We start from the raw sequence: 11,980 nt of genomic DNA on the forward strand, positions 1-11,980 counted from the left end.
CCACGCCACCCACCCCACCACCGCCTTCGCCCTCTCCCGCCTCGCCAACCCCGACACCCTCCACCACACACCCATCGGGGTCTTCCGCAGCGTCGAACGCCCCATCTACGACACCCTCATGAACAACCAACTCGACACCGCCATCGAACAACAAGGCAAAGGCGACCTGGCCTCGCTACTCGCGGGCAAGGACACCTGGACCGTGGTCGGTTAGCGGGCAGTGGCCGGTTAGCAGGCACCAGCACCCGCAGCGCAGTGGTAACAGGGGCGCTTTCTCCATGGGAAGGCGCCCTCTTTGTGGGCTGCCGGGTTCGGGTTCGCTGGCGCGGCTGACACACCGGCTCCATCGGGACGCCGACGCGCTGGGTGGTTCCCGCCGCGATGTCGTCGCCGGCTCACCGGGCGGGGTCAGCACGCTCGGGTTCGGTCAGCCAACCTGACGCGCCCGCTCGGGTTCGGACATCCCGGCTCACGTGCCCGCCCCAGCCGGGATGTTCCCGGCTCACGCGCCCGTCCCCTCCCGGGTCAGGTCTCCCCGCCCCGGGTCAGGTCTTGGCCGTCACCTGGAGATAGGGACCGAGGAACCGGGCCCTACCGCCCTCCACCCGGTGCAGATACAGCCCCACCCGTTGGCTGGTCTCGTCGAACGACTGGGTCGATGAGCGGAAGGCGATGGGCTTGGTGATTCCCTGGTACTTCAGCTGACGCAACCGGTTCACCAGCGCACTCCGTCGCACCCGCCCCTCCCCCAACTCCCGCATCCCCTGGGCGAGGAAGAGCACGGCGTCGTATGCCTCCGCCGCATGGCGTTCGGTGGTATCGGTCTTCCAGCGCCGGCGGTACGCGGCGTTGAACGGCTTCGCCGTCGGCAGCCTGGCCGGGTCGATGTAGGTCGTGCCGAAGACCCAGCCCTCGGCCGCCTGACCGGCCCTGGTGAGGAACTCGGGTTCCAGGACGGGTTCGATGGAGCCCTTGAGCCCGGTGAACCCCTGATCGCGCAGTGCGCGGGCGGTAAGAGCCGCCCGGGACGGCGAGTTACCCACGTGGATCACTCCATCCGGAGTGGTGGCCAGCGCTGCCCGGACCACGGTGGAGAAGTCATCGCTCCGCGCTTCGACGTTGTGGACGGCGACCCGGCCCACCCCCGCGTATGCCTCCCCGAGCCACTTCACCATGCTCCAGGACGCCTTGTCACCGGCCAGGTCACGGATGACCGCGATCCGTTCGCTCCCGTGCAGGGCGAAGTACCGCTCGACGGGGGCGATCTGCATGTGGTCGGCGGGCTGCAACTCGAAGTACCCCCTGGAGCGCGGGAGATCCATGGGAGTGGTGCCGAGGGAGACGCTGAGCACGGGCAATGCGTTCTCCCCGTACCGCGCGACCACCGCCTTCGCCACCGCGAAGGTCGTCAGCCCGAGCACCGCCACAATGGAACTGTCAGCGCCGTGCTGTGCGGCAGCCACCCGGGCGCGTACGGGATCTCCGGCGTCATCGAGCACTTTGAGCGCTAGGTCGAACGGCCGATCAGGGCGGGCGTTGAACATCTCGACCGCGAGCCGCGCCCCACGTTCCTGAGCCCGGCCGTCCGCCTTGCGCGGACCGCTCAGATCGGTCTGGACACCGATGACATGACGGGTCAGGCCGCCGGTTCCCTCCGTACCGTCCGCGCCCTGGTCATCGCCGCCGTCGGTCGGCCGGCTGGCGAGCCAGGCCGCGGCACCGCCGATCGTGGCCACGGCGGCGGCAGATCCCAGAACCAGAAGGCGGCGGGACACGGGCGCTGCGGTGGTGGTCGCGTTCACCACCACGGTCGACTCGGGCACGGGTAGATCAAGAACGCGCGAGGAGCGCTGTGCGATCAGTGCCGGCAGCCCATCGGGCAGCCAGTCCCCCGCCGCGGTTCCCACCTCGTCGTCAGCGCCGACGGCGGTGGTCGCGCCAGAAACCGGAACGCCTTCGGCTCCGGGCGGCAAGGGGGGACCGGGCGGGTTACCGCCCACCGTCTCGCCTCCCCGCCCGGTCAGTTGCGCTGGAGATTTCTGCGCTTCGGCTGCCCGAGGTTGGGCTGCCCAGGGTTCGGATGTCTGCGCTTCGGCTGCCCGAGGTTGGGCTGCCCAGGGTTCGGATGTCTGCGCTTCGGATGTCCGGGGTCCGGCTGCTTGCGTTTCGGCTGCCCGAGCGTCGGCCCCGGTGGCTCGGCCGAGAGGTCTGGTCTCCGGGCTGGTCGGGTCGGGCTCGGCTCCTTCGCCAGGTGCACCGAAGAACGCCGCCCGGGGATCGATCACAGCATCGGCATCGGCATCGGGCACAGCGTCTTTCGGCCCGGTGGCAGCGGCCTCACCATCTGCGACCGCGTCACTGGTCCCCGTAACCGGACCGGCGCCGAAAGCAGCCGTGCTCCCGGGCACCATGTCCTCGGGGCCTGGGCCCCGGAGAGCGGCCCGTACCTCCGTCGCCGTCGGGCGGTCCGCTGGTTGCTTGCTGAGACAGGCCCGCACCAAGGCCAACAGCTCTGGCGGTATCCCCTCAAGGTCCGGTTCCTCATGGACGGTACGGAAGACGATCGCGGCCACCGTGCCCGTACCGAACGGACGGCGGCCGGTCGTCGCGTACGCCAGCACACAGCCCAGCGCGAAGATGTCGCTCGGCGGGCCGATCTCGGCGGCCCCGGCCAACTTCGCCTGCTCCGGAGAGAGATAGCCGGGCGAGCCGACCATGACATCGTCCGTGGTCAGTGCCGTGGCCCCCATCGAGCGGGCAATGCCGAAGTCGATCAACCGCGGGCCGTCCAACGCCAGCAGCACATTGCCCGGTTTGACGTCCCGGTGGACCAGGCCGACCCGGTGCGCCCCCGCGAGTGCCTCCGCGAGGCGGACACCGAGGGCGCGGACCGTGCGGTGGGGCAGTGGGCCGTGGACGGCCACGGCTTCCGAGAGGGAGGGGCCGGGGATGAACTCGGTCGCGAGCCAAGGCTCCCGCGCCTGGTGGTCCGCCCCCACCACGCGGACCACCCAGCGGCCCGTGATCCGCTGGGCTGTCTCCGTCTCCCGTCGAAAGCGGGCCCGGAAGCCGGGGTCCGCGGCGTACTCCGCTCGGATCACCTTGACCGCGGCGAGCGCCCCACGCTCAGAACGGGCCAGATAGACAACGCCCATACCGCCCGCACCCAACCTGCCGAGCAGTCGGTAGCCCGCGATCGATGACGGATCACCTGTCTTGAGCGGGTCCATCCATCACCTCTTTCTCCGTCCTTGGGACTTCTGGTACCACCAGGCGGACTCCAGCCCGCCCGATCTCGGGCCACCGCTCCTCCGGTCGAGCCACCGGCGGCACGGACCGCGCCTTCGCTGGGTGCCCCTGCGGCCCGGAGCGCGTCGGCACCAGCCGGGGGTACCGGTTCCGACGACTGGGCTCATCCCTTCCCCGGGTCCTGCGCCGGGGCCGCCATCAGATGTCTGAATCGACCGTTGTCGACCGCGTACAGCTGGGCCCTTGGGCTCTTGCGCTCCCCGTTCTCCGCATCGAACTGGTACTTCCCCATGACGCCGGCAAAGGACTTCCTCCGCAGGGCGGCAGCCAGATCGGCGGGTGCGGGGCGCCCACCTGACCTGGCGGCCTTGACGATCTCTTCGATCATCATGGAGACCGCGTCGAAGGACTCACCCGCGTAGAACCCGGGGGCCGCGCCGAACCGCTTGCGATAGGCGGCGGCGAAACCCTTCGCCGACTGGTGGACGAGCGGATCGAGGACGGGCGCCGCGATGGCCCACCCCTCGGCCGCCGGCCCCGCCTGCCGGAGGAACTCCGCGCTGAGCAGATGCGGTCCGCCGATGCGCGGCCCCTCGAATCCCGCGTCGGCGAGGGCACGGGCGGCCTTGACCGCCGAGGGGATCGTTCCGCCGTGCACATAGGAGTCGATGCCCGCGTCCAGCATGTCCTTGATGATCGGCCCATAGGCGTCGGTGCCCGCGGGAACGACCCGTGGATAGGGCCGATGGCCGTAGGCGCGCATCATGATGTTCATGATGGTGACGTACTGCCAGGCGTAGGTGTCGTCAGTGCGTTCCTGCAACAGGCCCGGCCGGGCGGTCTTGGTCTTCACCTGGCGGTAGTAGAGCTGGAGGAAGTAGGCGAGGTGCGATCCGGCGACGGGATGTGCGGGGCAGACCCGGATGATCGAGGGGCTCAGGGGTTTGGCCGCGGTCAGCAGATTCAACCCGGCCGAGACGGTCATCAGCGGCAGTAGCGCCTCGTTGTAGGCGGGCAGGGCTGCCTGAGTGGTGTAGTCGCCGGTGGAACCCAGCACGGCGAGGACATCGCGATCCCCCGTCATCCGATCAGTGGCAGCGGACACCTTGGCGGTGTCTCCGGCGTCGTCGGCCGTCGCCAGTTCGATGGGGAAAGGCCTGCCGCCGCGGGCGTTGTGGGCCTCGACCGCCAGACGGGCCCCGCGCTCCTGCTCCATGCCCAGCGCCTTCTGGGGTCCGCTCAGATCAGCCTGTACGCCGATCACATAGCGGCGCTTCTTCGGCGGCGGTCCGCCCTTGGTCGCCCCTTCCCCACCGCGCAGCGCGGCCCAGAGTCCCCCGCCGCCTCCCGCGAGAAGCACCGCACCGCCCGCGCCCAGCAGGAACTTCCGTCTACTGGACAGAGCTTGGGGCGGATCAGGGGCTGGGGTTCGCTCGGGCTCGGGGCCTTGGGTCGGTTCGATGTCGGGGAGGGCGAGCATCCGCGCTGAGCGGTGTGCGATGGTGCGTACGACGTGGGCGGGCAGCCAGTCGGCTCCGCCGAGCGGGCCGTCCTCCGCGAGCCGCTCGGCGACCTGGTCGGCCGTCGGTCGCGCCCGGGGTTCCTTGGCCAGGCACTCGCCGATCAGTTGCGCGAGCTCGGTCTCGATGCCGCTGAGGTCGGGATCGTCATGGACCGTGCGATAGAGCAGGGCGTCCACCGCGCCGCTGCCGAAGGGCAGTCGAGCCGTCACCGCGTAGGCGAGCAGACAGCCGAGCGCGAAGACATCGCTGGGCGGACCGATCTCGTCGCCGCGCGCCTCGGCTTGCTCGGGGGCGAGGAAGCCCGGGGTACCGACGACCATGTCGGGGGCGGTGAGGACGGTCTCCTCGACGGTGCGGGCGATGCCGAAGTCGATCAGGCGCGGGCCGTCCACCGCGAGCAGGACATTGCCCGGTTTGACGTCCCGGTGGACCAGACCGGCCGCATGGACCGCGGCGAGCGCTCGGGCGATGGCCACACCCAGAATCCGGGCGCTGCGGGTGGGCAGCGGGCCGTGCGCGACGATGGCCTCCGCGAGGGAGGGGCCGGGGACGAAGGCGGTGGCGAGCCAGGGTTCGGGCGCGTCCGGGTCGGCGCCGGTGACGGGCACCGCCCATGGGCTCACAACGCGCCGGGCGGCGTCCACCTCACGGCGGAAACGGGCCCGGAAGCCGGGGTCGCCGGCCTGGTCGGAGTGGGTCACCTTGACGGCGGCCAGCTCGCCCGCCTCCGTACGGCCGAGATAGACGACGCCCATGCCACCAGCGCCGAGCCGACCGAGCAAGCGGTACCCCGCCACGGTCGAGGGATCGGTGGGGAGCAGTCGCTCCAGGGCACCCGGCTCCTGTTCCGAGGGACTCACCGCGCCGCCTCCAACTGCTTCTCCAAGCGGTTCATCATCCCGACGAGGGCCTCGACCCGGCTGGTGTTGATGTCTTCGGGTGTACGGCCCTCGGCGCCCTTGGTGACGATGGCTACGGTGACCTGGCCCAGTCGGGACTGGAACCAGCCGTACTCCTGGGAGCCGGCGACGGTGTCGTTGTGGTACTTGCCGATCTCGGCGATGGAGTCCTCGGCGGTGAAGTTGCCTCCAGTGCCGTAGACCGCGCCGAGGGACATGAGTTGGCTGACGCGCTCACCGTCGCGCAGCTTCTGGTCGGGGCAGCGGAGTGCCTCTTCCAGGGTGTCCGCCATCTCCCACTCGGCGCCCTTGGCGTCCCGGTGCACGGTGACGGTGGCGGCGACCCTCAGCGGGCCCTTTCCGTCCGCGGGCGGCAGTTCGCTGTAGGAGGTGAGGCTGTAGAGCACTCCCGAGGGTCGGGTGCCGCCCTGCCAGACGCAACTGTCGTCAAGAACCGGCCAGTAGCCCGGTGGGCTGAGGAACGGGGTGCGCTTCACAAATCCAGGCCCCCAGAGCTCGGGCCCCGCGACAACGGCCTCGGCGAGCTTGCGGGCGGCAGCTTCGGTGGTGGGCGCACGCGCCGGGTCCGGGTCGAAGGCAGGCCCGCTGGGACCCGGTGCGGGAGCGCTGGAAGCCCCCCGGGATGCCGCACTCGACGCACCGGCGCCTTGTGTCTCGGGCGGTTTGTCGACCCGCTCGCCCGAACAGCCGGTCCAGAGCAGTCCGCAGGCCAACACCCCGCAGAGTGCAGGCAGAGCTCTTCTGTACGCCATGGTCCCCCCCACCGCGTTCCCCCACTACTGACACGATCGTAAACCGGGGCACCGACAACCAGCCCTGAGCACAATCGCCTACGCACCTGAGCACTTGAGCACTGGACGATGGGACGCTTGGGCTTCCCTCGCGTCGACCACCGGGCCTCGACGCACCCGTCGAGCACTTCGGAGCCCAGCACGGGATCGGGCCGCTGGGGTGTCCCCGATCTCTCTGACGCCTTCGACGCACGGGCGGCTCCAGCGGTTTCATCCGCCCCGCGCCCGCCATGCACCTCACCGATCTCCCATACCCCCAGCGCAAGCCGTTCCGCCCGGCGCGCCAGGAAGCACCACCTGCTCGGCGGCCTCGCCCCGGTGTGGAGCGCGGGCCCCATCGCGGGCTCGTCGAACCGACCCGGGGAAGGGGGGAAACGGGCACATCGATCGCAACCGGAAGGCCGCCGGAACGCCCGAGTTCGTCATGACCGTATGGCGATACGGGCATGACATCCCCGCCCTGTGACGCGTACCTTCGACGAGGGCGAGACGCAGGGACGGGGAGGGCCAGTGAAGCAAGACGGCGAACAGCGGGCGGGGCTGCTCTACGGAATCAGTGCCTACGCGATGTGGGGCCTGGTCCCGTTGTTCTGGCCCTTCCTCAAACCGGCGGGTGCGACGGAGATCCTGGCCCATCGGATGACCTGGTCCCTGGTGGTCGTCGGGATCGCCCTGCTGGTCCTGCGGCGATGGCAGTGGGTGGGAGAGCTGATACGCGACCCCCGGAAGCTCGCGCTGATCACCGCCGCGTCCCTGGTCATCAGTGTCAACTGGGGCGTCTACATCTGGGCCGTGAACAACGGACGGGTGGTCGAGGCCTCCCTCGGCTACTTCATCAACCCCCTGGTCACCATCGCCATCGGCGTACTCATCCTCAAAGAACGGCTGCGACCCGCGCAGTGGGCAGCGGTCGGCATCGCCGCTGGGGCGGTGCTGGTGCTGGCGGTGGGGTACGGCCAGGTGCCGTGGATCTCGCTGACGCTGGCGTTCTCCTTCGCCCTCTACGGGCTGGCCAAAAAGAAGATCAACATCGGGGGTCTGGAGTCGCTGGCCGCGGAGACCGCGGTGCTCTTCCTCCCCGCGCTCGGATATCTGCTGATACTGGGGGCCCGCGGCGAATCAACCTTCGGCTCCCAGGGGCTCGGACACATCGCCCTGCTGGCGGCCACCGGACTGGTGACGGCCATTCCGCTGGTCTGCTTCGGAGCGGCGGCGATCCGGGTGCCCCTCTCCACGCTGGGTCTGCTCCAGTACCTGGCGCCGGTCTTCCAGTTCCTGCTGGGCGTCCTGTACTTCAAGGAGGCCATGCCCGCGGAGCGATGGGCCGGCTTCGCCCTGGTGTGGCTGGCGCTGTCGATCCTGACCTGGGACGCCCTGCGTTCCGCCCGGCGTTCCAGCGCGGCTGCGCGGCGGCTGATCGCCCAAGGGGTCGTGGCGGAGTCGCCCGCCCTCACCGACCCGGCCACCGTGCCGCCCGCGGACGCACCCCGGTCGATCCCCACCCCGGTGGTCGCTGACGCGGGGCGCACCACAGCCGAACCCACCGCCTGACGCCCTCCCACACGTCGAGGCTCCTCCTCCGCGCGGCACACCCACCAGAGCCGAGTTCCCACCCGATCGGCCCAGGCCAGCAGCCACACAGCGGCCGGCGGGGGAAACCGGTGCTACGACCGAGGTCCGTGGCCCCGGACCATCGGGGCCCGACAGCGGACGGAGTGAGTGCGTCATGTCACAACCCCTCGCCCTCTCTGTGGACTTCGGTCAGGGCTTCACCGACGCATGGTCCGCGGTGGCGAAATTCATTCCGAAGTTCATCGCCTTCCTGGTCATCCTGGTCATCGGCTGGCTCATCGCCAAGGTGATCGCACGGGTCGTGGACCGGCTGCTGCGAAAGGTCGGCTTCGAACGACTCTCCGAGCGCAGTGGTACGGCCGACGCCCTGCGGGGGTCGAAGTACGACGCGACCGGCATCCTGTCCAAGATCGTCTATTACGGGATCCTGCTGATCGCCTTGCAACTGGCGTTCGGCGCCTTCGGCCCCAACCCCATCAGCGGCATGATCAACAGTGTGGTGGCCTGGCTGCCCAAGGGCATTGTCGCGGTGGTGATCGTCGTCGTGGCCATGGCCATCGCGCGCGCGGTCCGCGACATCGTTCGCGGCGCGCTCGCAGGCACCTCGTACGGCAGGACACTGGCGACGGTGGCCTGGGCGTTCATCGTGGCGCTCGGCGTGATCGCGGCGCTCGGCCAGGCCGGGATCGCCACCTCGATCACCGGGCCGCTCCTCACCGCGGCCCTGGCCACGGTCGCGGGAATCCTGATCGTGGGTGTCGGCGGCGGTCTGATCGTGCCCATGCGCCAGCGCTGCGAGCGTTGGCTCTCCGTGGCGGAGCAGGAGTCGGCGGGAGCGCGGGACAAGATCAGCGCCTATCAGCAAGGACGCGCAGACGCGGCGGCGGGCCTGCCGGGAGCGGGCGCGCGTACGACGACCGGCCCCGGAAAGACCACCGGGGGATCGCATGGCGGCAAGGCGACCGACCGCCGCGAGACTGACCGCCGAGGGACCGATCGTCGGGGCACTGACCGCCGAGGACAGGAGGGCCCGGAGGGGCCGGAGCGCTTCGACCCGATGTAGCGGGGAGGACGGTTCCCGTACCGGGTGGACGGCGGCCCCCCTGCTCTGCGTATCCCGGCGACTGGCCAGGGTGGGCGGGGAGGTCAGTTCGCCAAGAGGTCGTGTTCCCGCACGAGCCAGCAGACCGCCGTCAGCCGCAGGGTCGCGAAGTCATGGCCCACCGGTTCCGCCCAGTCGGTCTCCGTCAACCAGTCGGTGAAGCCGAGCACATAGTCCGCGAGATCCTCACGGCGTACGGGGGAACGGTCGACCGGGACGGTGGTGATGTCCTGGTCCCCGCGCCTGGGCCGTGGGAGCAGTGCGTCGCAGACCGCCGCCGCATGCTGATCGACGGCCGCGATGAGCCCCGGCTCAAAGGAGAACTCCGAGAGCCGGGGCATATACGTGGAGACCACCGCCACCAGCGGACAGCCGGGCGGGCCGCCAGCGGGTCCGGCGTCAGGCGAAATGTCCATGGGCTCAAAATAGGCGCCGGACACTCACCCACGATCGTGATATTGCTCGCATCCCGGGCGCTTCTCTCGCCATCCCCAGCGAACCTGCCCCACCGGGGGCCCGGTCCTGGCTAGGTGACCGGCGCGGCGCTTTCGCCGGGTACGCCCGCCCGGCGCCGTATCCCCGACGCGGTCAGCGCCAGCCCGGCCAGCGCCATCAGCAAGGGCACCACCAAGGCGGCCCGGAAGGCATCGAACCCGGCACCCGCCAATCCGTACACCGCCGTCACCGCCGCTATCCCGATCGCCGCCCCGAACTGGGTCGCGGTGTGCAGCAGCCCACCCGCGAGCCCCTGCTCATGGGCCGCCACACCGTCCGTCGCCGCGATGGTCAGCGGGCCGTAGGTAAAGGTGAAGGCGAGCCCGGTCAGCAGCAGGGTCGGCAGCATCATCGAATAGCTCCAGTCGATACCGATGGGGAGGAACAGCGCATACGCGACGGTCGCCAGTACGAAGCCCCCGAGGATCACCCGGGCATTGCCGTAGCGATTCACCAGCAGCGGGGTCACGGTCGGCGCGAGCACCACATCGATGCCCATGACCAGCAGCGCCAACGAGGTCTCCAGCGACGACCAGCCCCGCAGCTCCTGGAGATAGAGCGTCACCATGAACTGGAAGCCCATGAACGCTCCGAGCAGGAGCAGCGCCCCCAGGTCCGCTCGTACGACGGAGCCCTGCCGCAGGATTCCCAGCCGTACGAGGGGGACAGCGGATCGTCGCTCGATGGCGATGAACACTCCCACCAGCAGTAGGCCGGCGCCGAGCACCGCCACGGTCAGGGTCCACTGCGCCAGTCCGTGTTCCAAGCGGATGATCCCGTAGGTCAGCAGCAGCATCGCCCCGGCCGCGGTCATCGCACCCGCGAGATCGAAACCACCCTCGCGCGCTGGCGGTCGTTGCACCGGGATCAGCCGCACGGCGGCGAACAGGATCACCGCACCCAGCAACACCGGGGCGTAGAAGACCCATCGCCAGCCGAGCTGGGTGAGCAGCCCTCCGATCACCAGACCGATCGAGAAGCCGCCGGCCGCGGTGCCCGCGTAGATCAGCAGGGCCCGGTTGCGCTGGCGCCCCTCCGCATACGAGGTGGTGATGATCGACATCGCGGCGGGGGTCATAAAGGCGGAGGCCACACCGGTCACAAAGCGGGAGACGACCAGCATCCACCCCTCGGTGGCCAGCCCGCCGAGGGCCGAGAAGGCGATAAAGACGACGAGCCAGCCCAGAAACATCCGGCGGCGGCCGAGCAGATCGGCGGCGCGCCCGCCGAGGAGGGTGAATCCCGCGTACCCCAGGACGTATCCGCTGACCACCCAGGCCGCGGTGCCCGTCGAGAGGCCCAGCTCGGCACGGATCGTGGGGATGGCCACCGCCAGCATGGCGATGTCGATGCCCTCCAGAAAGATCGCACCGCAGAGGACCAGCAACAGGGCCCAGGCGCGGGCGGACATCGCCGCGGCCTCGGCGGGGGGTGCGCCCTCGGGGGGCGCGGGCACCGGGACGGCGGAAGGCCTGCCGAGGGGAACACGCTCGGGGGGTGCGGAGCGCTCGGGGGGCGGTGGGGGCAGGACGGAAGACATGGATACGGCTCCGCTGGAGGCAGGCAGACAAGGGGAATGGTTACCAATGGGATGGCCAGTTCCTTCTTGTAACCACTTCGATCCTGCGGCACGATGGACAGCTGCGGAAGGAGGCACTTTGAAGTCACCGAGTCACCGCCCAGTGACCGACTTTGCCGACAACGGGGACCCGGACCCCTTTCAGTGGGACGCCCGGGAGGACTGCGAGGTCCGCCAGATCCTGGACCGGGTCGCCGACAAGTGGTCGCTGCTGGTCATCGCACTGCTCGACAGCCGGGTGCTCCGCTTCACCGAGCTTCGCCGGGAGATCCACGGCATCAGCCAGCGGATGCTGACGGTCACCCTGCGCCAGTTGGAGCGGGATGGGCTGGTCAGCCGCAAGGTGCATCCGGTCGTGCCACCCCGCGTCGAGTACGCGCTCACTCCGCTCGGGTGCACCCTGCACACGACGATCCGCTCCCTGGTCACCTGGACCGAGGAGCATCAGAACGAGATCGCGGGGGCGCGGGCGGCGTATGACGCCAGGGTGGCGTCGGTTGCCTCCGGGGGGCCGGAGGGTGCGGGCGGGGGGTAGCCGGTTTGCACCTAGGCACCGGGGGTCCCCTTGGCGGGGTGCCTCGTTACGCGTGGGGCACCTGTGCCCCGAGGCCCTGAGCACCCGGGCCGGACGCCCCCGCTCTTCGTGTCCCCACCCGAGATGAAGGGTTCCGTCCTCAAACGCCGGGGGTCCCCTTGGCGGGGTGCCTCGTTACGCGTGGTCACCTGTGCCCCGAGGCCCTGAGCACCCG

The 11,980-nt window shown here is 70.1% G+C and carries 8 protein-coding genes and 1 pseudogene; 4 read left to right on the forward strand and 5 right to left on the reverse strand.

What is annotated here, in order from left to right:
- Positions 1–214: pseudogene (locus NBG84_RS37365) on the forward strand (2-oxoacid:ferredoxin oxidoreductase subunit beta); the annotation flags it as partial.
- A gap of 331 nt (positions 215–545) precedes the next feature.
- Here the strand turns inward: NBG84_RS37365 and NBG84_RS37370 are convergent.
- The 3 genes from NBG84_RS37370 to NBG84_RS37380 form a co-directional block, all read right to left on the reverse strand.
- On the reverse strand, positions 546–3,230 hold the full coding sequence (locus tag NBG84_RS37370) for a bifunctional serine/threonine-protein kinase/ABC transporter substrate-binding protein (protein ID WP_250924169.1): 2,685 nt from the start codon (positions 3,228–3,230) through the stop codon (positions 546–548).
- Positions 3,231–3,412: 182 nt separating this feature from the next.
- Positions 3,413–5,632, reverse strand: a complete 2,220-nt coding sequence (locus NBG84_RS37375; protein ID WP_250924170.1) for a bifunctional serine/threonine-protein kinase/ABC transporter substrate-binding protein — start codon at positions 5,630–5,632, stop codon at positions 3,413–3,415.
- A complete protein-coding gene (locus NBG84_RS37380) occupies positions 5,629–6,444 on the reverse strand; it encodes a hypothetical protein (protein WP_250924171.1) in 816 nt (271 codons plus the stop codon). Before NBG84_RS37380 ends, NBG84_RS37375 begins: the two co-directional genes overlap by 4 nt.
- Before the next feature lie 549 nt (positions 6,445–6,993).
- Here NBG84_RS37380 and rarD point away from each other — a divergent pair.
- Positions 6,994–8,034 (forward strand): EamA family transporter RarD, encoded by a 1,041-nt coding sequence (gene rarD / locus NBG84_RS37385; protein ID WP_250924172.1) that lies wholly within the window; start codon positions 6,994–6,996, stop codon positions 8,032–8,034.
- A 175-nt stretch (positions 8,035–8,209) separates the two neighbouring features.
- On the forward strand, positions 8,210–9,118 hold the full coding sequence (locus NBG84_RS37390) for a mechanosensitive ion channel family protein (RefSeq protein ID WP_250924173.1): 909 nt from the start codon (positions 8,210–8,212) through the stop codon (positions 9,116–9,118).
- 83 nt (positions 9,119–9,201) lie between these two features.
- Here the strand turns inward: NBG84_RS37390 and NBG84_RS37395 are convergent, their stop codons facing one another.
- Both NBG84_RS37395 and NBG84_RS37400 read right to left on the reverse strand, forming a co-directional pair.
- On the reverse strand, positions 9,202–9,573 hold the full coding sequence (locus NBG84_RS37395) for a DUF6401 family natural product biosynthesis protein (protein WP_250924174.1): 372 nt from the start codon (positions 9,571–9,573) through the stop codon (positions 9,202–9,204).
- Positions 9,574–9,683: 110 nt separating this feature from the next.
- A complete protein-coding gene (locus NBG84_RS37400; RefSeq protein WP_250924176.1) occupies positions 9,684–11,063 on the reverse strand; it encodes an MFS transporter in 1,380 nt (459 codons plus the stop codon).
- A gap of 271 nt (positions 11,064–11,334) precedes the next feature.
- On the opposite strand from NBG84_RS37400, the gene NBG84_RS37405 reads away from it, so the two are divergent.
- Entirely contained in the window at positions 11,335–11,766 is a 432-nt protein-coding gene (locus tag NBG84_RS37405) for a winged helix-turn-helix transcriptional regulator (protein WP_250924175.1), read from the forward strand.
- The last annotated feature ends 214 nt before the right edge of the window (positions 11,767–11,980 follow it).

This window comes from Streptomyces albipurpureus, from assembly GCF_023701525.1.
GTDB classification, from domain to species: domain Bacteria; phylum Actinomycetota; class Actinomycetes; order Streptomycetales; family Streptomycetaceae; genus Streptomyces; species Streptomyces albipurpureus.